The organism is Cryobacterium sp. Hz9 (assembly GCF_004402825.1).
Classification (GTDB): Bacteria; Actinomycetota; Actinomycetes; order Actinomycetales; family Microbacteriaceae; genus Cryobacterium; species Cryobacterium gelidum.
The window spans coordinates 283204-305895 of sequence record NZ_SOFC01000008.1 but is presented as its reverse complement, the minus strand read 5'-3'; the positions used below and the strand labels follow the sequence as shown (position 1 = coordinate 305895).

At 63.5% G+C, this 22692-nt stretch carries 23 protein-coding genes and 1 tRNA gene; 6 read left to right on the top strand and 18 right to left on the bottom strand.

Annotated elements, in window-relative coordinates; all coding sequences use genetic code 11:
* Positions 1-5 precede the first annotated feature (5 nt).
* From E3N85_RS03505 to E3N85_RS03465, 8 genes are all read right to left on the bottom strand, one after another.
* Positions 6-2465, bottom strand: coding sequence for an RNA helicase (locus tag E3N85_RS03505; protein ID WP_134459368.1), 2460 nt, complete (start codon positions 2463-2465; stop codon positions 6-8).
* A gap of 36 nt (positions 2466-2501) precedes the next feature.
* The gene (gene tatC / locus E3N85_RS03500; protein ID WP_134459366.1) at positions 2502-3254 is read right to left on the bottom strand and encodes a twin-arginine translocase subunit TatC; all 753 of its coding nucleotides are present in this window, start codon (positions 3252-3254) and stop codon (positions 2502-2504) included.
* A 46-nt stretch (positions 3255-3300) separates the two neighbouring features.
* On the bottom strand, positions 3301-3558 hold the full coding sequence (tatA, locus tag E3N85_RS03495; protein WP_134459364.1) for a twin-arginine translocase TatA/TatE family subunit: 258 nt from the start codon (positions 3556-3558) through the stop codon (positions 3301-3303).
* A 34-nt stretch (positions 3559-3592) separates the two neighbouring features.
* On the bottom strand, positions 3593-3907 hold the full coding sequence (locus tag E3N85_RS03490) for a hypothetical protein (protein ID WP_134459362.1): 315 nt from the start codon (positions 3905-3907) through the stop codon (positions 3593-3595).
* 3 nt (positions 3908-3910) lie between these two features.
* On the bottom strand, positions 3911-6076 hold the full coding sequence (locus tag E3N85_RS16655; protein ID WP_241978277.1) for a YafY family protein: 2166 nt from the start codon (positions 6074-6076) through the stop codon (positions 3911-3913).
* A gap of 91 nt (positions 6077-6167) precedes the next feature.
* On the bottom strand, positions 6168-7106 hold the full coding sequence (locus E3N85_RS03475; protein WP_134459360.1) for an FKBP-type peptidyl-prolyl cis-trans isomerase: 939 nt from the start codon (positions 7104-7106) through the stop codon (positions 6168-6170).
* 125 nt (positions 7107-7231) lie between these two features.
* Positions 7232-8233 carry a tRNA (adenine-N1)-methyltransferase gene (locus E3N85_RS03470; protein ID WP_134459358.1) on the bottom strand — a complete coding sequence of 334 codons (1002 nt, stop codon included), beginning with the start codon at positions 8231-8233 and terminating at the stop codon, positions 7232-7234.
* Positions 8230-8997, bottom strand: coding sequence for an HAD family phosphatase (locus E3N85_RS03465; RefSeq protein ID WP_255453852.1), 768 nt, complete (start codon positions 8995-8997; stop codon positions 8230-8232). Before E3N85_RS03465 ends, E3N85_RS03470 begins: the two co-directional genes overlap by 4 nt.
* Positions 8998-9076: 79 nt before the next feature.
* Here E3N85_RS03465 and E3N85_RS03460 point away from each other — a divergent pair, with 79 nt between their 5' ends.
* Positions 9077-10033: a PAC2 family protein gene (locus E3N85_RS03460; RefSeq protein ID WP_134459356.1), complete on the top strand. Its 957-nt coding sequence runs from the start codon at positions 9077-9079 to the stop codon at positions 10031-10033.
* Positions 10034-10084: 51 nt separating this feature from the next.
* Here the strand turns inward: E3N85_RS03460 and mshC are convergent, their stop codons facing one another.
* From mshC to E3N85_RS03445, 3 genes are all read right to left on the bottom strand, one after another.
* On the bottom strand, positions 10085-11365 hold the full coding sequence (mshC, locus tag E3N85_RS03455; RefSeq protein WP_134459354.1) for a cysteine--1-D-myo-inosityl 2-amino-2-deoxy-alpha-D-glucopyranoside ligase: 1281 nt from the start codon (positions 11363-11365) through the stop codon (positions 10085-10087).
* 73 nt (positions 11366-11438) lie between these two features.
* Positions 11439-12293 (bottom strand): undecaprenyl-diphosphate phosphatase, encoded by an 855-nt coding sequence (locus tag E3N85_RS03450; protein ID WP_134459352.1) that lies wholly within the window; start codon positions 12291-12293, stop codon positions 11439-11441.
* A gap of 60 nt (positions 12294-12353) precedes the next feature.
* Positions 12354-13721 (bottom strand): M20/M25/M40 family metallo-hydrolase, encoded by a 1368-nt coding sequence (locus tag E3N85_RS03445; RefSeq protein ID WP_134459350.1) that lies wholly within the window; start codon positions 13719-13721, stop codon positions 12354-12356.
* Between the two features lie 106 nt (positions 13722-13827).
* Here E3N85_RS03445 and E3N85_RS03440 point away from each other — a divergent pair.
* A tRNA-Leu gene (locus tag E3N85_RS03440) sits at positions 13828-13912 on the top strand.
* A 112-nt stretch (positions 13913-14024) separates the two neighbouring features.
* Here E3N85_RS03440 and E3N85_RS03435 read toward each other — a convergent pair.
* The 4 genes from E3N85_RS03435 to E3N85_RS03420 form a co-directional block, all read right to left on the bottom strand.
* Complete coding sequence (locus E3N85_RS03435; protein WP_134459348.1) at positions 14025-14900, bottom strand: ABC transporter permease; 876 nt, start codon at positions 14898-14900, stop codon at positions 14025-14027.
* Complete coding sequence (locus E3N85_RS03430; RefSeq protein WP_134459346.1) at positions 14887-15855, bottom strand: ABC transporter ATP-binding protein; 969 nt, start codon at positions 15853-15855, stop codon at positions 14887-14889. The genes E3N85_RS03435 and E3N85_RS03430 overlap by 14 nt, the downstream gene beginning before the upstream one ends.
* A 43-nt stretch (positions 15856-15898) precedes the next feature.
* Positions 15899-17065 carry a sigma-E factor regulatory protein RseB domain-containing protein gene (locus E3N85_RS03425; RefSeq protein ID WP_134459344.1) on the bottom strand — a complete coding sequence of 389 codons (1167 nt, stop codon included), beginning with the start codon at positions 17063-17065 and terminating at the stop codon, positions 15899-15901.
* 99 nt (positions 17066-17164) lie between these two features.
* The gene (locus tag E3N85_RS03420) at positions 17165-17545 is read right to left on the bottom strand and encodes a hypothetical protein (RefSeq protein WP_134459342.1); all 381 of its coding nucleotides are present in this window, start codon (positions 17543-17545) and stop codon (positions 17165-17167) included.
* 94 nt (positions 17546-17639) lie between these two features.
* On the opposite strand from E3N85_RS03420, the gene E3N85_RS03415 reads away from it, so the two are divergent.
* Positions 17640-18518 (top strand): hypothetical protein, encoded by an 879-nt coding sequence (locus tag E3N85_RS03415; protein ID WP_174722452.1) that lies wholly within the window; start codon positions 17640-17642, stop codon positions 18516-18518.
* Positions 18519-18529: 11 nt separating this feature from the next.
* Here the strand turns inward: E3N85_RS03415 and E3N85_RS03410 are convergent, their stop codons facing one another.
* On the bottom strand, positions 18530-19465 hold the full coding sequence (locus E3N85_RS03410; RefSeq protein WP_134459340.1) for a DnaJ domain-containing protein: 936 nt from the start codon (positions 19463-19465) through the stop codon (positions 18530-18532).
* Between the two features lie 135 nt (positions 19466-19600).
* On the opposite strand from E3N85_RS03410, the gene E3N85_RS03405 reads away from it, so the two are divergent.
* A complete protein-coding gene (locus E3N85_RS03405; protein ID WP_241978276.1) occupies positions 19601-20248 on the top strand; it encodes a DUF1345 domain-containing protein in 648 nt (215 codons plus the stop codon).
* Positions 20249-20286: 38 nt separating this feature from the next.
* Here E3N85_RS03405 and E3N85_RS16185 read toward each other — a convergent pair whose 3' ends face one another.
* On the bottom strand, positions 20287-20451 hold the full coding sequence (locus E3N85_RS16185; RefSeq protein WP_166783839.1) for a hypothetical protein: 165 nt from the start codon (positions 20449-20451) through the stop codon (positions 20287-20289).
* Positions 20452-20555: 104 nt separating this feature from the next.
* Positions 20556-21266 carry an SOS response-associated peptidase gene (locus E3N85_RS03400; RefSeq protein WP_134459338.1) on the bottom strand — a complete coding sequence of 237 codons (711 nt, stop codon included), beginning with the start codon at positions 21264-21266 and terminating at the stop codon, positions 20556-20558.
* Between the two features lie 60 nt (positions 21267-21326).
* On the opposite strand from E3N85_RS03400, the gene E3N85_RS03395 reads away from it, so the two are divergent.
* Complete coding sequence (locus tag E3N85_RS03395) at positions 21327-22163, top strand: DUF3097 domain-containing protein (protein WP_134459336.1); 837 nt, start codon at positions 21327-21329, stop codon at positions 22161-22163.
* 309 nt (positions 22164-22472) lie between these two features.
* Complete coding sequence (locus E3N85_RS03390; protein WP_035840308.1) at positions 22473-22676, top strand: cold-shock protein; 204 nt, start codon at positions 22473-22475, stop codon at positions 22674-22676.
* Positions 22677-22692 lie beyond the last annotated feature (16 nt).

Below are 22692 nucleotides of genomic sequence, written 5' to 3'. Positions count from 1 at the left end.
TGGATTCAGGCCACCGAGGAGTACGCGACAATGCCGCGACGAATCGCGTCCATGGCTGCGCGGGCGGTCGGTCCGACCTGTGCATCACCGGCTATTGAGAGCTGGTCGAGCAAGTCGATGGTCTGTTTGGTCCAGCGCACGAAATCGCCGGCGGCCATCTCCGCCTCGTAGAGCACGTCGCTCAGCGCCGCGCCGCGAGCCCACTTCCACATGGCCAGGCTGAGGCCAACCGCGAGCGGGTTGCTGCCCGGTAGTTTGTGGTCGCGTTCGAGGTCGTCGATGCGGCTCCATAGGTCCTGGGTGTCGTCCAGTGCCGGACGGAACGGTCCCTTCGGCAGGTAGCGAGCATCGATCAGTCCTTCCTCGCGCCGAGGTTCGAAAACGAGCGCGCAGGCCATCGCTGCGAGGCTCGCAGCGTCGAGCTCGCTCCATAGGCCTCTGCGCAAGGACTCGGCCACGAGCAGGTCACGTTCGGCGTAGATGCGGCGCAGGATGCGGCCGCTGTCACTGAGCGCGATCGTGCCACCGGCATCGGATTCGAGGTAGCCGTAACCAAGCAGCACATCGGACACACGGTCGAAAACGCGGGCGATAGCTCCCGTGCGCTGCGAGATTTGCTGGTTGAGGCCATCCGTTTGCCGTTTGAGCTTGAACCAACGTTCCGCCCACCGGGAATGGGCCTCCCGGTCCGGGCAGTGGTGGCAGCCGTGGGCGCGCATCTGTTTGCGCAAATTGGCCACTTCACGCTGGCGTTTGTCGCGTTCACCGCGCAGGGAATTATCGGCTTTGGTACCCTCGCGTTCCAGCTCGGTCAGGCGCCGACGAATCGAGGAGTATTCCTCGAAGTTACCGAGATGGCACGTCATGCTGGTCTCAAACCCGGCCAGGGACTCCTCCTGCTGACGCACCGAGCGGGCCAGGTCGACGACGGCCCGATCCGCTTGGAATTGGGCGAACGACGACTCCAGCACATCGCGGGTGCGGGCGACACCGAACTGGTCGATGAGGTTGACCGCCATGTTGTAGGTCGGCTTGAAACTGGAATTCAATGGATAGGTGCGCCGGGAGGCGAGTGAGGCCACAGCCTGCGGATCCAGCCCCTGCGCCCACTGAATGACCGAGTGGCCGAGGGTATCGATTCCGCGTCGACCGGCACGACCGGTCAGCTGGGTGTACTCCCCCGGAGTGATCGGCACTCGCGCCTCGCCGTTGAATTTCTCGAGCTTGTCGAGAACGACCGTGCGGGCCGGCATGTTGATGCCGAGCGCGAGCGTCTCGGTCGCGAAGACGGCTTTGACGAGCTTCTTCTGGAACAGCTCCTCAACGACCTCCTTAAACGCCGGCAGCAGACCGGCGTGGTGGGCGGCGACTCCGCGTTCGAGCCCGTCGAGCCACTCGAAGTAGCCGAGCACGCCGAGGTCTTCGTCGAGCAGTGTGCGACAGCGGTCGTCGACGATCCGGCGAATTTCTTCGCGCTCGTGTTCTTGCGTCAAACGCACCCCGGAGCGGAGCACCTGCCGCACAGCTTGGTCGCAGCCGACCCGGCTGAAGATGAAGAAAATGGCCGGTAACAGGTGTTTGCCGTCGAGCATACGCACGATGTCGCCACGATCCATTCGGCCGGCGTCAAACTGTGGTCGCTGTTTGTCGTGACCTCGATAACCCCCAGCGGATCCGCCCTGGCGGCCAGATCCCCGACCGCGCCCACCCGCCGAGCGCCCGCCCGCATGCGCAAGACGCACAAGTTCTGGGTTTACCCGATGAGTGCCGATCAGGCCGGTGGAATCGAACAGGTCGAGCATATTGTTCTTAACGAGTACGTGCTGCTCGAGCGGCACCGGCCGCTCTTCAGACACGATTACGTCCGTATCACCGCGGACCGCCTGCAGCCAATCTCCAAATTCTTCCGCGTTCGACACGGTCGCGCTGAGCGACACCATGCGTACTGGCTGCGGTAAATGAATGATCACTTCTTCCCAGACGGCTCCGCGAAAACGATCGGCGAGGTAGTGCACCTCGTCCATCACCACGAAAGCGAGATCGGTCAGAAGATCGGAATCGGCGTAGAGCATGTTCCGAAGCACCTCGGTGGTCATGACCACGATGCGTGCCCCCGGGTTGATGTTGCTGTCTCCGGTGAGCAGCCCAACCTCATGTGCACCGTATTCGGCGACGAATTCCTGGAACTTTTGATTGCTCAGTGCCTTCATGGGCGCGGTATAGAACACTTTCGCGCGGGACTGTTGCATCGCCAGATAGATGGCGAACTCGGCCACGATGGTCTTGCCAGCTCCGGTCGGCGCGGCCACGAGCACACTGTTACCGGCCTCCAGGCAGGCGCAAGCCTCACGCTGGAACGCATCCAGGTCGAACTTGAGGCCGTCTTCAAATGCGCGCAGTTGTGGCTGGGCGGCCCGGGTGCGCGCGGCCGAATACCGTTCGGCTGGCGATTGCGTGTGCGTCACGTGATCCTTAATAGTTTCTATGTCCGGGTCTGCGTACTACAGCGCGAGTTCTTTTTCGAAAGCCAGCACTTTCTTAGCCGCCCGGCGATCGTGCAGCCAGGCGATGCCGTAGGCGGCAAAGTACAACATGACCATGGGAATGGCCAACAAGAACATGGAGACAACGTCGGCTGCCGGGGTGGCGATCGCCGTGAAGAGCACGATGACCAGAATGGCGATCCGCCAGGATTTGATAATCGACGCCGCACTGATCACGCCGGCGAAGTTGAGCAGCACGATGAAGACGGGCAGGACGAACGCAATGCCGATCGCCACGACGAGTTTGAGCACGAAGTCAAAGTAGCCCTGCGCATTGATGAATGCCGAATCCTCGGTGGGTGCGAAACTCGTCATGAGCTCGACTACGTGTGGGAGCACGATCCAACCCGCCGCACAGCCGGCCAGGAACAGGGGAATGGCCGTGAAGATAAACCCGAAGGTGTATTTCTTCTCGGTTCGGGTGAGCCCGGGCACCAGGAACGCGAAGACCTGGTACAGCCAGACCGGACTGGAAACAATCAGACCGACGTAGAGCGAAATCTTCAGTTTGAGGTCGAAGGCGCTCGTTATGTCGGGATAGTTGATCTGGGCGTTGCGATGCTGCGCATTGATGATGGCGTAAATCGGTTCGCGCAACTGATCCCAAACGAAATCGGAGAGGAACCAACCGGCGATAGCGCCGACGAGAAGGCCAGCGGCCGCGAGATACAGGCGCTTGCGCAGTTCGATCAGATGCTGCCCCAGCGACATTTTCCCCGCTTCGGTCGCATTTCTGCGGGCGCGGACCGCCACCGGGCTAGGGCTTGACGGCGGGATCGGCTGGGCCGGCCGCCGTCGGGCCGGACGTTGTCGATGCGTTGTGACCCGTGTTGCCGCTCGGCTGGGCCGGGGCGTTGGGATCCGGTTCGACGGCGTCGCTCTTGATCTCGCTCTTGAATATCTTCATCGACTGGCCGAGGCTACGAGCGAGTCCGGGGAGCTTGGGCGCACCGAAGAGTAGCAGTACGACGACGAGGATGATCAGGAAGTGCCATCCGGTCAGGTTTTGCAGCATGAGGTTGTGTCCTCTGTGTAAGCGGGCGTGTCGGTTAGCGGGTCTTGCGTATCAGTTTACCCCGGAGGATCCGCGCATCACGACGAAGCTGCCGCCGGTGGGCGCGGTCCCCTCGACGTTGCTCGACATTTTGGAACAGTACGGCCGAATCGGCGAACACTGCTGGAGTGAACAGAACGGAATCGGGAACCCGATCGAGATCCACCGCCGAGACTTGATCACTGAGTGCTGCCAATGCGCGCAGGATGCCGAGCGATTTACGGTACAGCGTTATCGCGAACCAGCTGAGGACAGCGAGCAGAGTCAACGCCAGGCCAGTCCAGATGAGCAGCCACGACCACCACGGCATGGGCTAATCCTTACTGGTCGGGGACTGTTCATCCCCGCCATATTGCGCAAGTCCGGCTTCAGCCCAGTCCAATACAGCCCGGCGAGATTCGGCCGGTTCGAGCACGGTCACGATGCCAGCGAGGCTGGTGACGAGGCGTTTGAGCGCGTGGTCATGAGCAACACGCAGGGTGGTGCGGGTGCGTGCGCCCGAATCGACCAACTCCGAACGTTCGGGACGGTAGTCCGCGAGCAACGGCAGCGCAGCGGTTGCTAGCTCAAGCCGAACGTCGACATCGTCGGCGGAGGCCTGGAAGAGAGTATCGGGCAGCAGCAGGTCAACCGGGTGGGCGCTGAGTGGCACGGCAGAGACGCGGGGATCGCTCATACGGTCCAGACGGAAAGTTCGTACGGCTTCTCGCAAATGGCACCAGCCGCGCAGATACCAGTCGCTGTCGACGGATTCCAGGCGCAGCGGATCGACGACACGGTGTTCATGGGCGCCGCGAGCATTGAGGTAGTCAAATTCGACCTGCATCCCCGTGCTGAGGGCCGTCTGCACGATGTTGCGGGTGGTACCGCCGTCACGCTGCGCGACGGCGAGCTGGGTGGGCGGTGCGGATGCGCCACGGGTCAACTTGGCCATCAACGATGCGATGGCGTCGGTATCGGCATTGTGGGGAAGGGCCGACAGATACTGCAGGCCGGCGATGAGCGCCGCGGCCTCGCGGGCGGAGAATCGTGGGGAGTCGTCGATGGCGACCTGGTGCGTGAGTACGATCCGATCATTCGTTTCAAATTCGTCCCACAAGATGTCAAACAGGTCGCCGTGCAAATACTGGCGTGTTTCTCCGGGGATGCCGGACAGCGCGATGAGGCTGACCAGGGCACGCACCCGCTCCGCAGTCAGTCCGAAGTGCGCGGCCACCTCGGTGACGGTGACTTGTCCCTGATCAAGAAGGTACGGAACGAGGGCAAGTAAGAGCGTGAGCTGGTCGCTGGCGACTCGCGCATGCGTGCCGGTTTGAGCCGTCATCGCGTGCAGCGACGTAGTCCGGCGGCGCGGTAGGCGCCCAGACGGAGCAACCAAGAAGTTGGCGGCATGAGCGTCACGGGCGGCGACCAGTCGATTTCGCACGGCGGCCCGGAGAGCAGGAGGACTCTCGATGAACACTTCCGGGCCGAAGCCGGCCAGTTCGTCGGCAAGAATGTTCAGGTCGGTGAAGTGCAGAGTGCGCTCGGACGCCGTCGACAGGTCTACCGTGGACGCCGGGTTCTGCGCAGTTTGCCGGGCACCGAGCCGCACCTCGGCATCAGACCCGGGCGCGACGACGATGCGCGCGGTATTGCTGGCCCACAAAGCATCGAGCTCGGCGAGAGCCCGCGCGCCGTCGGTTGTGCCGTTGGCCGCGTTGCCGATGCTGGTCTCGTTCCCTCCGGCACTGGTTGGAGTAGGAATCGCATTGGGTACCACTGCAACCGTGCCGACGATGCGGCCCAGCAGGAACGTGCGCGGCGCCTGAACAACCTCGTCCGTGGCATACAGATGCCAGCGGCCTTCGTGTTGTACGAGGGCACGCGGAGTGACCACCCGACGGGCCGAATGCATCTCCCCCGGTTTGAGGTAGAGGAAGGCGACGACCTGCGCACGGCCGAGGGCCTTACTGAGCGGTTCAAAGCTCAGGTCTTTGGTGCGCAGCAGCGGCGCGTAACCGAGGAGCGGCTCGCTCGATTCCACACCGAGGGAGTTCAACTTCATCAGGGCCCGGCGGGATTCGCCGGACAACGATCCTTCCCGCCAGACCGTGCCAGCGAGCTTGAGCAGGGATACCTCGTCGGGAGTGAAGGTCACATCGGCGGGTAGGTCGTAGAGCCCCTTCGGAATTCGATACCGGAGGAAGTGGTTGCTTCCCGGCTCGTCCGCGGGCTCGATCGTTTCGAGTGGAATTCCCAGCTCACGAATGTCGTCCTTGTCGCGTTCAAACTGCCGCTCGAGACTGTCGTTGGATCCGGCCGACGAGTACCGCTGGCGGTAGCCCTGCACGTTGGTGAGGATATCGGCCTTCGTCAGACCGGATTCCGTCGCGACCAAGGCCAGAACCAGGCTGAACAGTCGTTCAGGGGCCGTGACCGCCTGCGATTTGAGAACGGTCCGCGCGGTCGAATCTGGGTGCTGAGGCGTCGAAGTCACGGTGTGATCCTATCGTCCGAACCACACCGCACCCGCGGGACCACGGGCGCGACGGGTACGTCACGCACGACGGCGTGCAGCGTGTCGAAAATCAGTTGATGCCAAGAATGTCCACGGCGTAAACCAGCGTTGATCCGCCGGGGACCTCGCCTTGCATGTCCGGACCGTAGCCCAACGCGGGGGGAACAACCACAACAAGCTGGGAGCCGACGGTCTGACCAGAAATCGCGGTCGCCAGGCCGGCGGGCAGGTCGGTGAGAGGTGTCAACCGGGGGCTCCTGGTCGGCCAGGTGGATTCGAAGACCGTGTCCCCCTCCCACAGCACACCGGTGTAGTGGATTATGACCGTGGAGTCATCTTGAACCTTGTCGCCCGCACCCTTTTTGAGCACGCCGACTTCCAGGTCTTTCGGCAAATCCCCGGAGGGAACGACGATGCCCGGAGTGCCGTTGGCATCCAGCACAACGGCGGGAAGTCCATTGGCGACGGCCTGGTCAACTCCGTCGGCTTGCGGCAGGAAGGCCTTGACGATGTCCACAACGAGAACAAGGGAATCAGTCGCGGCGATGCCAAGCTGGTCGTTGGCACCGATGCCGTCCTCCGGCGCAATCACAACCGCGACACGCCCGCCTTCACGGGCACACACCAGACCGTCGACAATTCCGGGAAGGGTCGTGTCACCCAGAGCCAGGGGCATGGCCGTGCTGCCGTCGAAAGCGCTCACTTGAAGCGCAGCACCGGTGGTGCCGTTATACAGGTTCAATTCAACGGAGACCATCTGGCCGGCAACGACCTTCTGCCCCGAACCCGCGATGACTTCGGTGCGCTGGGTGGTGGAGGACTTCAAAGGGGTCGGAAAGTGAACGTCCGGAGCCGAGCCGAAGTCCCCGGTAACCGAGACCAAGTCCGAGGCCGGACCCGACGTGGCGCCGGTATCGCAGGAGGCCTGGCCTGTGCCGGGGCTAGCGCACGCGGTCAGTGCCGTCATCAGGAGGCCAGCGGTGACGATCAGCGCGGATGCTTTGCGCACAAGTCCTTCTTTCGGTACGGGGTTGCTGCAGCATGGATCTGCTGCGCGGGTTGAGGATGCGGGTGCTGGGGGGCCAGATGGCTCCGGCTTCAGCGCAGTACAACCGAAACGGGCCGGGGCCTATTCTAACCGGCGTCGAGGTCGCGAGCCTTGGACAGCTCGGCGCTCATTCCGGCTGCCCGCACGCGTTTACGCATGACCTTGGCGCTCACGTTGCGTTCGCCCAGCGCTCCCGGGGTCCAGGCCTCGACATCCGCGTCGCTGAAGTCCGTCTTGGACGGACGTCGCTTCAGTTCGGGCAGGATCGTGTCGGGGGCGAGGCGGCGAACGGTGATCAGGAAGCCGGTGTGGCCGATCATGCGGTGGTCGGGCCGAACGGCGAGTCCCTCGACATGCCAGCCACGAATCATCGTTTCATTGGAATCCGGATTGGTGTAGAAACCGGTGCCGCGGATGGCCTCAGCCACGCGGGAGAGCTGGGTCACCGTGGCCACGTAGCAGAGCAACACTCCCCCCGGCTTGAGGGCATCGGAGACGGCGGCGAGGCATTCCCAGGGCGCCAGCATGTCGAGAACGACCCGGTCGACGCTTTGCGCCGGCATGGTATCGGGCAACGTCTCGGCCAGGTCCCCGAGCGTGATCGTCCAGTTCTGCGGATCGTTCCCGAGAAAAGTGGCGATGTTGTCTCGGGCGACGTCGGCAAATTCCTCGCGTCGTTCAAAGGATGCGAGGTGGCCGGCCGGTCCGATGGCTCGCAGCAGCCAAAGCGACAGCGCACCCGATCCGACGCCGGCTTCCACGACCGTGGCACCGGGAAAGATATCGGCCTGCGCCAGAATCTGGGCCGCATCCTTGGGATAGATGATGGCGGCGCCGCGCGGCATGCTCATCACGAAATCCACCAGCAGCGGACGCAGCGCGAGGTGCTCAACGCCGACATTGTTCACTACGACCGAACCGTCGGGCTGCCCGATGATATCGTCATGCGCGAGGATGCCGCGGTGGGTGTGAAAGGTCAGCCCAGCCTGCAGCGTGATGGTATTCATCCGCCCCTTGGGTCCGGTGAGTTGCACACGGTCGCCCACGCGAAAGAGTCCACTGTTTTGAATGACCTGGTTGTTGCTCATGCGAGTGGTGCGCTTTCGTTGCGGGCGGACCCGATGGGGGCGAGAGGATGACCGGGAATGGCCGAAACGGTTGACGTGGAGATGTGGTACAGCGCCGTGATGTCATCAAGCGTGCGCCCGTCGAGTGTGGGCCAGCGGGTGTAAGCACCGCTCTCCGGCAGGTCGATCTGGTGCGGAACGGCGATGGTGATGGTGCCGGCGGCGACAGCGGAAGCGACGCCTGGAACGGAATCCTCAATCGCGACGCACTCCCGTGGATCCACGCCGAGTCGCTCGGCGGCAAGCAGATACGGATCGGGATGCGGCTTGCTGTTAGCGACCATATCACCGGCGACGACAACCTCGAACGCGGCGAAATCGATGAGGTCGATGATCTGGCGGGCCATGCGCTCAACGGACATGGTCACCAATGCGGTCGGAACGCCGGCGGTTTTCAACTCCTGCAGGAGCTCACGTGATCCGGGACGCCAGGGAATGCCGTGTTCGGCCAGCTGCTCTTGCACGCGGTCGGTGAGGCGCGCCACGATGGCATCCGGGGTGAGATCCACACCGCGGGATTGCAGGATCGCCGCGGAAGCCCACAGCCCGGAACCGACCAGCAACATGCCGTCGTCGTGGGTCCAAACACCGCCGAACTCGGCCACCAGCTCGGTTTCCGCGCGCATCCAATACGGTTCGGTGTCGACGATGGTGCCGTCCATGTCCCACAGAACGGCGGCGGGCAGGCAGGCGGGCGTGGGGACGGGCAGAGGAAAAACATTCACGGGATTCAAGTGTAGGGCCACCGCCTATCCTTGACTGAGGCCTCCACGCTGGAGGCCTCAGGAATTGAGGACGTACACGGTGGCTGACGGTAATGGGTTTCTGGGCGGACGACTTCTCGTCGTCGCTTTCGAAGGCTGGAACGATGCCGGCGAGGCCGCGACGGGCGCCGTTCGCGCGCTGAAGGATTTGCTCGACGTCGAGATGATCACCGAGGTTGATCCCGAGGTGTATTTCGATTATCAGTTCAACCGGCCAACCGTTTCAACCAACGAAGACGGCGTTCGAGTCATCGGTTGGCCCGGCGCGATCATGTATGGCCCGACCACACCCGGTGTCCTCAACGTTCCTCTGGCCGAGGACGCTCAGTTGCGCGTCAGCGGAACCAATGCCGGCAACATCTATCTGTGCATTGGCACGGAGCCGTCGCGGAGTTGGAAGAGCTTTGCCGCGGAGATTGTCGATGCGGCACTGGCCGCCGATGTGAGCGGCGTGGTATTTCTGGGAGCGATGCTCGCCGACGTTCCGCACACCCGTCCCATTTCTATCTTCGTATCGAGCGACAACGCCCAGGTGCGCGCCGAACTGCAAATCGAACGCAGCAACTACGAGGGGCCGGTCGGTATTCTCAGCGTGTTGTCGGATGCCGCCGAGACGGCGGGAATTCCTACCCTGTCGATTTGGGCATCCGTTCCCCACTACGTGCATAACGCACCGTCTCCCAAGGCGATGCTCGCCTTGATCGACAAGCTGGAAGAGGTCATCGACGTGGTGATCCCCCGGGGGGCGCTCGTGACGGAGGCTGCCGAGTGGGAGGCCGGTATTAATGTTCTGGCCGGTGAGGACGAAGAAATGGCCGCGTACATCGTTCAGCTTGAACAGGCCCGCGACACCGTAGATTCGCCCGAGGCGAGCGGTGAGGCGATTGCTCAGGAATTCGAGAAATACCTGCGCAAGCGCGGCAGCGATGGGCGCGACGGGCGTGCTGATGGCCGGCCCGATGGGCCCGGCAGCAGGCCTGACGGGCCACGGCACTAGTTACCCGAAGGGCAAGCCAAGAGGTTGTGACCCGCGAGGCAGCACCGGGCTCTACAGGGCGACGCCGAGCAGCGCACTGATCGCACGATTGACCAGCGCCGGATCGTCGAGCGGGGCGGCGGTGGCGTCGTCGATGAGCTGCAGGGCCTCGGGGGTGTTCAGGTCATGTCGGAGCGCGACGCGAAGGGATTGCACGAGCGCGGCGGCGGCACCCGCCGTCTCAGCGTTGGTTTCGCTCACGCCCGTAGCTCCGAAGGCCGCAGTCCACGCGGCCAGGCGCAGGACGGCTTCGTCGAGATGAGCCGCGGTCCATTCCCAATCGGTGCGGTAGTGGCGGGCCAACAGGGCCAGTCGAATCGCACGCGGGTCAATACCCTCGGCGCGCAGTCGTGAGACCAGAACGAGGTTCCCGAGCGACTTGCTCATCTTCTCGCCCTGATAGGCGACCATGCCGGTGTGGCTGTACACCCCGGCGAGCGGATGCCCTGACAGCGCCTGGGCATGACCGGCACTCATATCGTGGTGCGGAAAGATGAGGTCAGACCCACCGCCCTGCACGGTGAAGTCGGTGCCGAGCTCTTTGAGGGCGATGACCGAACACTCGATATGCCAGCCGGGGCGCCCCGCACCGACTGGCGATTCCCATGCCGGTTCCCCCGCACGCGCGGCCTTCCACAGCAGGGGGTCGAGGCGATCACGCTTCCCCGCCCGTTCGGGGTCTCCCCCACGCTCGGCGAACAGGCCGAGCATGCTGACCAGGTCGAGGTTGCTCTCGTCGCCCAGCGTCCAGTCCGTGCTGGCTTCGGCGGCACGAACGTCGAAGTACAGGTCAGCGGAGATCGTTCCGTCGGCACCGGCGATGGCATCGTCGGTTGGCACGGTGTAGGCGAGGCCGGCATCCTGCAGCAGCGCCACCGCGGCGGCGACCTCGTCGATGACCTCGGTCACCGCGACGTAATCATTCGGCGGAATGATCCCCAGGGACTCCATATCGGTGCGAAAAAGTTCAACCTGCGATTCGGCCAGATCCCGCCAGTCCACGCCGGTCGCGGTCGCCCGCTCCAGGAGCGGGTCATCGACGTCCGTCACATTCTGCGCGTAATGCACGCGAAAGCCAGCGTCAAGCCAAACCCGCTGCAGGGTGTCGAAAGCGAGGTAGGTGTTGGCGTGGCCAATGTGGGTCGCGTCGTAGGGAGTGATGCCGCAGACGTAGAGTCGGGCCGCATCGAGCGGGCGGGCCAGCACCAGGCTGTCGGTTTTTGTGTCGTGGAGCCAGGGTGCACTCGACTCGCCGGGGACAGAGACAATTTCGGGTCGTTTCCATGCACGCATAGAACCAGCCTAGCTTCGATGCGGCGATCGCTTTGCGACCCGGCTTCGACTTGGCAACCGCTTCGCAGGTCGGCTACGCGGAGATGACGTTGGTGCCGAGGAGCACGAACAGCACGATGCCCAGGACGATGCGATAGATCACGAACGGTAGAAAACTGCGCTTGGAAATGTAACTCATGAAGAAGGCGATCACGGCGAGGCCCACGCCGAAGGCGACGACCGTCGCCACGAGCGTTTCGATCGGGCCGAAGATTTCGGGGGTGCAGGTGGTCGCGCCGGCCAGGCAGGGCTCGGCGATGGATTTGTAGACCTGGTACAGGCCACTGCCGAATACGGCGGGAATCGCCAGCAGGAAGGCGTACCGGGCCGCTGCAGCGCGTTCGTAGCCGAGGAACAACCCGGCGGTGATGGTGCCGCCCGACCGCGATACGCCGGGGATCAAAGCGAGCGCTTGCGCAAAGCCGTAGATCGCGCCGTGGCCCACGGTGATGTCCTGCAATTGGCGCCGTTTGGCGCCGACGTGGTCGGCAATACCGAGCAGGACGCCGAAGACGATGAGCATGGTGGCGGTGATCCAAAGCGAGCGCAGCACGGTTTCAATCTGGTTCTGGAACAGCAGACCGAGAACGATGATGGGCAGTGAACCGAGGATGATCAGCCAGCCCAGGCGGGCGTCGGGATCCGTGCGGGGGACGCGGCCCGTGAGCGATTTCGCCCATTGGCCGATGATGCGCACGATGTCACGCCAGAAGAAGATGACGACGGCCGTCTCGGTGCCGATCTGGGTGATGGCCGTGAAACGAGCACCGGGGTCCTCACCGGTGCCGAGAAACTGGCCGACGATGGCGATGTGCGCACTCGATGACACGGGAAGGAACTCGGTCAATCCCTGAACCAGGCCCAGGATGATCGCATTCAGAAAGTCCACAGGCTTCGCTTTCTCACAGGGCACCCGACCCCAAATGGGCCGAGCGTGACGCTCGGGGCATCAATAATTTGACAGCAGATCGGTCAAAACCTGCTTGCCAAACACTAATGCGTCCAGCGGTACCCGCTCGTCCACTCCGTGAAACAGTGCCGGAAAGTCCAAGTCGGTCGGAAGCCGAAGCGGCGCAAAACCGTAGCCCTTGATACCGAGGGTGCTGAGTGCCTTGTTGTCGGTTCCTGCGGACAGCAGGTAGGGCAACACCGGCGCTCCGGGGTCGTGGCGTTCCAGGGTGCTCACAACGGCGTCGATCAGCGGCCCCTTGAATTCGGTCTCGAGGCCGATGTCGCGGTGCATCGTGACGATTTCGATGTCCGAACCGACAATCTCTTGAATCTGGGCGAGCACGAGGTCTTCCTCCCCCGGCAGCGAACGAATATCGATGAGGGCTTCGGCCGTGTCGGGAATGACATTGTGCTTGTAGCCGGCGGTCAGGCCGGTGGGGTTGGTTGTCGTTCGCAGGCTGGCCTGAATGAAGCCGGAGGCCGTCCCGGTTGCCAGGGCGAGCTCGTCGGGGCCGACCCGCTGCGGGTCAACACCGAGAATATGGGCAATTTCACCGAGCAATTGCTCAGTCGTGTCCGTCAGCCGAATCGGCCATTCGTATCGACCCAGTTTCGCCACGGCCTCGGCGAGCCGGGTGACGGCGTTGTTCGGGTGGATGCGGGAGCCATGCCCGGCGTCGCCGCGCGCGACCAGTTTGACCCAGATCAGCGCCTTTTCACCGGTTTGCAGCAGGTAGGCACGTTTGCCGCCGAGGGTGATCGAGTACCCGCCGACCTCGCTGATGGCTTCGGTCGCGCCATCGAACAGGTGGGGATGCTCGTTGACGAGAAAGTGCGATCCGAGCACACCGCCCGCCTCCTCGTCGGCGAAAAACGCGACGACGAGGTCGCGCTCCGGCGCTCCGCCGGATCCGATGATGTCTTCGAGGGAGGCGAGGATCATCGCATCCATGTTCTTCATGTCAACAGCCCCGCGACCCCACAGCAGGCCGTCCTTGATGACGCCAGCGAACGGATCAACGCTCCAGTTTGTCGGGTCGGCCGGAACGACGTCGAGGTGGCCGTGTACGACGAGCGCGTCGCGGGTCGACCCCCGCCCCTGAACCCGCGCGACGACGCTGGTACGACCGGGTTGCGAATCGAACAGTTCGGGCGCGAGGCCGAGGGCCCGCAGCTTCCCAGCAACGTACTCGGCGGCATCCGTTTCGCCGTTGGAACGGCCCTCCCCGTAGTTCGTCGTGTCGAAACGGATGAGATCACGCGCGATTTCGGCGGTCCGGTCGAGTTTCTGACGGACGTCTACGGTTGGGGTACCCGCTGAATCAGCGGAACTCGAGGCCGGGGGTACGTTCAAAAAGGAAGCCATGATCAAACGCTACCCGTCGGTGCCGTGGGCGGTGACACAACCGGGGTTGTAATCCGTGCTAAGTTATTACCTCGGCAGCCGGTTCATCCGGAGGCCGTTTCACCCAGTCCGGGTGGCGGAATTGGTAGACGCGCTGGCTTGAGGTGCCAGTGCCCGTTAAGGGCGTGTGGGTTCAATTCCCATCTCGGACACGGAGATTTCTTTCGGGAGATCAACGAGGACTGGTTGAGACAGTTCACAAGGCCGGATCCTTTGGATCCGGCCTTGTCTCGTTAAGCCAGCGTTCTGTCCTCGGGTCGATGGTCAGGACAAAATGTCCTTGGTCACAAACCTGCTGTACGCCAACGCCCCGAAAACTGCCAGGTAACAGACCTGCACGATCGCGTTCTGGCCGAACGAGCTGAGGTCGAGTGGTTGCCGGAGCAGGTCAGCGAAACCGAGCCAGTAGTGGCTGAACAGCCACGGATGCAGCCAGGATAGTTGCGGAATGACATCGAGGATCTGCGCGACGACCGAGACCACGATCGTCGCCGCCATAGCCCCCACGGGAACATCGGTGAGGGTAGAAATGAACACCCCGATCATCGACAAGCCGAGCAAGGATACGGTGACATAGGCGGCCACCAGCAGCGAACGCAACAGCGACTCGGTCACGCTGATGGTGTCGCCCGACAAGAGCGTGACCGGTCCAACCGGAAACAGGGCTGCCCCGATGAGCGCACCCGAGACGGTGAGGGTCAGCGTCGCTACGAGGCAGAACAGAGCCGCGCCCGCGTACTTGACCAATAACAGCCGTACCCGGCCGGCTGGCGCCACGAGCAGGTAGCGCAGGGTACCGAGGCCGGCTTCCCCGGCGATCGTGTCTCCGGCCACCACACCGATGGTGAGCGGCAGGAACAGGGGGATGGCGACGACCATCGCGGTGAAGCCGACGAACAGGCCGTTCTGGGTCACCCGATCGAGAAACGGCGGCCCCTGCCCCGGCGCCAGCGTGGAGGACGACAGACGAACGGCGACGGCGAGCAGTACCGGGATCAGCGCTACTGCGACCAACATGGCCCAGGTCCGGCGGCGGCGAAACAGCACGGAGATTTCGGAACCGAGCAGGTCCCACCCGCCCCCGCGGCGCACCGGGATATCGCTGCGGCTGGCCGCTGGCAGAACATCACTGGACGACATCAAAACCCTCCCCGGTCAGTGCGACAAAGCGTTCTTCGAGGCTCGGTTCCTCGATGGCGAAGCCGCGGATACGCACCCCGCCGGCGACGAGCGCCGTCACGATGGCCTCGGGCTGCCAGTGGCTACCGACGAGCGGCGCGACCACGACCGGGTCAGCATCATCGAGCACGCTGCGCGCGGGCTCCAGCCCCAGGTGGCTGAGCACGCGGATCGCACCCGGCGCATCCGGCGTGCGCACACGCACCCGGGTCTCACCGACCTGCCGCAGCGCGGCCAGCGTGCCCTGGGCGACGAGGCGGCCGGCACTCATCACGGCGGCGTGCGTGCACATCTGCTCTACCTCGGCGAGCAGATGGCTCGAGACGAACACGGTCGTTCCCTCTGCGGCCAGTGAGCGCACGAGGCTGCGCACCTCCCGGGTACCCTGGGGGTCGAGGCCGTTCGTGGGTTCGTCGAGTACGAGCAGCTGCCGCGGGAGCAACAGGGCGTTGGCGATGCCGAGCCGCTGCTTCATGCCGAGGGAGTAGGCATGAACTTTCTTGTTGGCCGCATGGGAGAGTCCGACCCGCTCGAGGGCCCGCTGCACCCGCGCACGCCGGGTGCCGCTCGGCGCATGCCGATCGGCAGTGTCGAGGCGGCGTAGGTTTGCCGCACCGGAAAGAAAGGGATAGAACGCCGGCCCTTCGACGAGGGCGCCGACCTGGGGCAACACCTCGTGCAGGCGGGCGGGCATGCTTTGGCCGAGCACGGCGATCGTGCCGCTGGTCGGCTGAGTGAGTGCCAGCAACATGCGGATACTGGTGGTCTTGCCCGAACCGTTCGGACCCAGGAAGCCGAAGACCGATCCGCGGGGAACCGCGAGGTCGATGCCATTCACGGCGGTTTGCGGGCCAAACCGCTTGGTGAGACCCCGGCTCTCGATCGCGAGGTCGAGAGCCGGGGTATCGCCGGTCACAGTGTGATGCGCCTCACTGCGGTGCGCGTCACTGCGGTGACGATCACTCTGCGGCGGCCTGGAGTTGGGCGAGCGGAACCGCGCCGGCGAACATCCGCCCGTCCGCGGCCAGGAACACCGTCATGAGGGACGTTGTCAGGGCGCGACCTTTTTCGACACCATTGGTCAGCTGGTCGATCAGGGGGTTGTTGCCGAGCTCGGCCGGTACGGCGGCCGCGGGCACCTCGACGATGCTGGACCAACCGCTTCCCGTGATCCGGGGCAGTTCTGCCGCTGTCGGACGTTGCGCGCCCGTGTGGTCACCGGTAGCGCGGTCGGGCAGGTCCGGAAGGGCCTGCTCCGTCACCGTGGCGTTGGCCGGCGGCACGAAATCGAACCGGTCGGCGTCGGGAGCGGCAAAATCAATAGCAGTGAAGCCGACCTGCAGCGCCGGTGCGCTCTGACCCTCGGCCATCACGACCACCTGGACCGGCAGGCCGGTCTCAGAGTCGACCGCGATGGAAACGGATGCGACGAGGCTGTCAGTTGCTTTCGGCGTGAGCACCAACTGGTACACACTGCGTCCAGCGACGCGGGCGTCCGTGCCGACCGACACCGTCGTACTCGGGTCCAGCTCGCTGAGAAAACGCTCGGCGAGCTGCGCCGGGGTCGAGAGGTCGGTGGGGAGTTGCGACTTTAGCGCGGCGAACTCCGACTCGGCGGTAGCAGCGAGATCGGCCGGCACGCTCAAGTGTGTCGCTGCGTTGCTGCTCGAGTCGTACAGCCACACATCGCTCCCGTTCTGCACCACGTCACGCTCAGCCATGCGGTCCTTGATCTGTACGCGAGACTGGCTTTCGCCACCGGCATACACCCGGAACTCGTGGGAGCCGCTGAGCAAGTCGAGTGCCGTGCTCAGTGCTCCGATGGTGGACGCTCCCGAGACGGAGGAGGCCGCGCCTTCCGGCCTGGACTCGGTCATTGATTTCTGCATGGATTTGGTCATGCCCGCGCTGAGATCCAGCGCGGGGAGACCGAGATCGGACGATTGGGAGACCGTACCGGAGAAGGTCGACACCGTGCTGTCGTGCACCAGGAGGAGAACCTGTTCGGGCGTTTTATCGGGTAGATCGACGGCGGCACCGGCCTGGAACGGCACGGCGATGACCGCGGCGACCACGACCGCCGGTACGACGACGGCGGGGAGCCATTTGAGAGAATTGCGAGACATGATCAACGCCTTGGTGCATTCGGATTCATACAATGATCGTACGCCTCGGGCGTGCGCCTCGGTGGCGAGATCAGCGTACTTTCAGGTGCCGGAAGGGGATCAGACGGGTTCGCTCTGGCCAGGTGCCTCGTCGGTGATTCCAATGAATTGACTGCCGATCCCGTCGCACTCGGTGCGGCCAAATCCGGCGGCTGGCTCAGGCAGCTCATCGAAGCCATGGTTCGAGCAACTGATATAGGTGAACGTCGGCCACCATTTCTTCGGGCGCACGGCTTCGGTATACCCACAGATCGTGCAGGTGAGTTGCACCCACACCGGTTTCTTGCCGGTGCGATTGGCGCGCGACTGCAGCAGCCACACCGGCGCTTCTGCCTCGAGTTTGGCGAGCTGGCCCTCGCTGAGGCGTGAGGGAATACCGTGGCGTGCCGCCATTTCCAGCGGAATATCCAGGCGCAGTGCTGCTTCTCGTCGCGTAATCATCTTCGGACAAGGATAGGCGCTCGGCTGAGTGGGCGCAGCATCCGCCTCTCACCGTTGCCTGATTCCATGCCGACGGTTATGGGAGAATGACGAAATGCCTACGCCTGTGTCCCCGCTGGGATTGCTCCTCGACGTCGATGGTCCGATCGCGAGCCCGATCACGCGCACCATCGCAACACCGAGCATTCTGACCGACCTGATCACCCTTGCGGCCGGGCAGGTGCCGATCGCGTTCATCACCGGGCGGTCAGCGGACTTTATCCGCGAGCAGGTTGTCGCCCCGCTCGTGCTCGCGGGGCTGCCCGAGAACTTTCGCATGTATGGGGTGTGCGAGAAGGGCGCGGTGTGGTTTCCGATCGGGCCGGACGGTATGGGCGATGTGGTGGTCGATCGGGTGCTCGCGCTGACGCCGGCGGTCATCGACGACGTACGCCAGCTGGTCATGGAGTCGTTTGCGAACGAGATGTTCTTCGACGAGACCAAGCAGGCCATGATCTCGGTCGAGCAGCGCACCGACGTCAGCGCGGCCGACTTTCGTGCCCGCCAACCCGCGTTCAACACGGCTGCTTTTGCCATCTTGGTGAAACACGGGCTCGGTGTGCGGTTCGACGATCACCAATCGCCCGACGCCTCTGGTCAAATCCCGTATCGGCTCGATGCCACGATCATCTCGACCGATATCGAATCGGTCACGCTGGACAAGGACCACGCTGCCAGGCGAGCCCTCGCCTACTTCGCGCAGAGCGGCCCGTTGCCCCGGCTGTGGCGATCCGTGGGCGATTCGCGCAGCGACTACCGAATGGCCGACCACCTGCACGAGGCTGGTTACGACGTGTCCCATGTGGATGTGCGGCCATCCGATGGGATTCTGGACCGACCGTACCCGGTCATCGTGATCGGTGACCAGATTCACGATGAAGCCGGGGCGACTTTTCTGCGCTATTGGGTCGACAAGCTGGCGCTGCGCTCGTAATCACGGATCGCCTAGGTAGTGACGAATCGGATGCCGTTCTGCAGGGTGCTGCGCAGCTCGAAGACTTTTTCAAAACTGCCACGTTCCATGCCGGCCAGCCCGTCGCGGAGCACCCCGACGAGGCGCGAGCGCGGAATCACGATGATCATCGGTCGTCGGCCGCGTTTGGGCAGCGACATGGGCTCGTCGAGGGCCCCATCTGGCAGTACGACAATGAGCGCCGTGAATCGCACCTTGAGGCCACGGGTGATCATTCGGGCGGCGTCGTCGAACCGGTGGATGGGGCGATCCTCGTCGGGCAGGTCGTCACCGACCAGTTCGCCGCGGCGCAGCTGCACCGATCCGCCCCAGTCCTCGGATAGTATGCCGAACAATCCGGCCGGGCCGAGGATGATGTGGTCGAGCTTGTCGGTCTGGCCGCCGGTGTCGATGTCGTGCCAGGCGGTGAATCCGATGCCCAGGTTGGCCACGAGCTGGGCAGCGGCCTCCTCGGCGAGAGCTTTGGCGAGGCAGTGGCGCACGAGTTTCGGCGCGCTGCGAATGAGAGCAGGGGCGTACGGATCGTCGATCACCGTGCCGCGGCCCGCCCATTCGCGTACGAGATCGAGGTATCTCAGCCGCGCCTGGCCGCCGGGGTGGCCGTGCATGCGGGTTTTCAGGCTGGACTTGGTTGCGGGGCCGCGGGCGGAGGGAGCCGCGTAGGCATCCCTTGCGACACTCGGTTCGGTGTTGTCAAAGCGTCGACGATCGTAGGCAGCCCGGTTCTCGGGGTTGCCAATGCGTTCCCAGGCTAGCTGCAGAGCGTGGAATTTGGTCGCGTTGCCGCCGACGTCGGGGTGGGTTTGACGCAGCAGCAATCGGTAGGCGCGTCGTAGCTCATCGTCGGTCGCGCTCGGGCTCACGCCGAGGACCTCATAGGGGGTGGATGCGGCCGGGCTGTCTTGCATCCTGGGCGGGACCTTTCCGTGTTCGTAGGCAATCGCTGCGAAAACGACCGAAAGATCATGTTACCGCGCGATTCTGACACCGCGCCGAGGGTGCCCGGTGTGATTGACCGGCCTATTCTGTGCCACGATCAGCCTGTGACCCTGAGACTCGCGCACCTGCACCGGTACAGCACCCGGCTGATCGTCATGCTCGTCGTCGGAATTGCCGTCGCTGTGGCGGCCAATGTTCGGGGTGATTGGAGCCTCGCGGTAATCCTCGGCTGGGCGGCCGCTTGTGTGACCTATATCGGCTGGGTCTGGATCGTCGTCGGTCGCCAGGATGCGGATACGACGGCCAGCCATGCTACCCGCGAGGATCCCTCAAGAGGCGTCTCGGAATTCCTCCTCCTTCTCGCCGGGCTGGCAAGCCTCGGTGCCATCGTCGTACTGCTCCTGGGTACCAACGCAACCCCGGGGTCGCAGCGCGGCCTGCTGGCCGGAGTGGCCATCGTCAGTGTTGCGCTGTCCTGGATTCTGGTGCACACCCTGTTCACCCTGCGCTACGCGTCGCTGTACTACAGCGACTCACCCGGTGGCATCGATTTCAATCAGCCCGAACCGCCGCGGTACAGCGATTTCGCCTATCTGGCCTTCACGATCGGCATGACCTATCAGGTCTCGGACACGAGTATCCGAAATCACGCAATCCGGATGGCAGCCCTGCGGCACGCCTTGCTGTCATTTCCGTTCGGATCGGTGATTTTAGCCACGCTGATCAACCTCGTAGCCGGTTTGCTGCATTGAGTAGCGCGGCCGGCGCGCTCAGGCAAGCAGGTCGTGGTTCAGTTGCGGAGCAGGTGGAACGGAATCGCCATGGCCACGGACACGCAGAGGATTCCGCCGATGAAAATCGGTGCCATCAGGGCCGTGACCGAAAAAGCCAGGCCGAACAGCCAAAAACCGAAAACAAAGATCGCAAAGGCGACGACGAAGGCGACAATGTTCATGGGTGGTCCTTTCACGGCAGCGCCCGCGTAATTTCGCCAGTCACTGATTTGAGCGTACTGATCATTCGTACTGATTCGAGCGTACCGGTTAGGGTCCGGTGCCATTACATCGAATCGTTGTTGATCGGTTCGATCAGTTCGGGGCCGTTCCCGGTCATCGGGGCGACTTCGTGGAAATTGAGGGATTCCACGACTATTCGAGAGGCTGCGACAGCGGCATCGACGAGGGCCTGGTCGCCCTCGGTGGCCGGGTCCAACCAGTGGTCCCACCACTCTTCCGGCAGGGCAACGGGCGTGCGATCGTGAATCTGCGCGAGCGGACCCTGGGCGTCCGTCGTCAGGATGGTGGCAGACAGTACCCAGCGCGCCGGATCATTTTCCACTGCCGCAGGATTCTTCCACCAGGAATACAGGCCGGCGAAGGCGAGCGGCAGGCCATCGTCCGAGTGGATAAAGAACGGCGTCTTCACGGTGCCCTCGGTGTGCCATTCAAAATAACCCGTTGCCGGAACAAGGGCCCGGCGTGAACGCACGGAAGACTTGAAGGTCGGTTTCTCGGCGGCGCTTTCTGCCCGAGCATTGAAAGTCGGAAATTTCGAGGTCGGTTCTGTCGCAAACGAGGGAATCAACGACCAGCGGGCCGATTCCAACCGGCGCACGGCCGGGTCGGTCCTCGCGGATTCGAGCACGATCGGAATCTGCTCGGTCGGTCGTATGTTCCACGACGGCTCTGGCAGGTTTTCCCCCTCGTGCTCGACATCGAACATGGCAGCCAGATCGGGCGCCGTATCGGTAATGATGAATCGACCACACATAGCCCCAGAATACCGTGGCCGGTGGACGGGATCCACGCGTTCTCGGCTAGCGTCGATGCAATGGACGATCGATACAGTGCAGACGTGCTCCTCCCCGGCTGGCGTGACGCCGGTCGCATCATCATTCCGACGCAGGAAGCGACGCGTGACCTTGTCGTCGAAGAAATCGCCACCGGATTCTGCGGTGCCGTTCTGCGGGTGGAGAAGAAAATTGTCACGCTGGAAGATCGGCACGGCAAGCTGCGACTGTTCCCGCTCGGCTCCGGTTTTCTGATCGACGGCCGCCCCGTGACTCTGATTGCCCCGACCATGGCCGCCGCCCTGGGCCGGGCACGTACGGCCTCCGGCTCGACGGCCATGCCCAACGCGCCTGCCAGGGTCGCGCGCGCCAGTCGCATCTTCGTCGAGGGACGTCACGATGCCGAACTGGTCGAAAAGGTCTGGGGTGCTGACTTGCGCATCGAAGGGGTTGTCGTGGAATACATCGAGGGCGTCGATAACCTGGACGCAATCCTGCGCAACTTTCGCCCGGACGTCGGTCGCCGGGTGGGAGTACTGGTTGACCACCTTGTGCCCGGCTCCAAGGAGAGCCGTATTGCCGAGGCTGTGGCGCGCGGACCGTTCGCCGCGAGCGTGCTCGTGGTGGGGCATCCGTTCGTCGACGTGTGGCAATCGGTCAAGCCCGCTCGCGTCGGCCTGAGCGCCTGGCCGGAGGTCCCGCGGAGTATCGAGTGGAAACACGGCATCTGCGACGTGCTCGGCTGGCCGCACGAGGAGCAGGCCGACATCGCGCGGGCCTGGCAACGCATTCTGGGCCAGGTGCGCACGTTCGCCGATCTCGAACCGCAACTTCTGGGCCGAGTGGAACACCTGATCGACTTCGTCACAGCCGAATGAGCAGATTTTCCGGTCACCCGGGAATCTCCATGAACGCGCGCAGAGCACTGATAGACCCGGCGTTCACCAGTTATTTGCGCACAACGTGACGTTTTCCGGTAAAAAACGTTGAGAATCCCGAAACCATCCAGACTTGTGGGCTAGTGTTAGACACGAAGTTGTAGTGCTTGCACGTCTTAAACGCACTGATTGTGATTCATCTGGATTGCAGCTAGTGCGCCACATTCCTTTCGGAAGCGGACGACGAATACCGCGACGAACGGTCCCGACAGTCGGGGCCGGTCTAACACTCCTGGAGGAGTTTTACAAATGGCAACAGGTACCGTGAAATGGTTCAACGCTGAAAAGGGCTTCGGCTTTATTGCACCCGACGACGGAAGCGCCGATGTTTTCGCGCACTACTCCGCGATCGCGTCGAACGGTTACAAGTCCCTCGATGAAAACCAGAAGGTCGAGTTCGAGGTAACCCAGGGCCCCAAGGGTCCTCAGGCCGAGAACATCCGCGCCCTCTAAATAGTGCTTGCGAAGA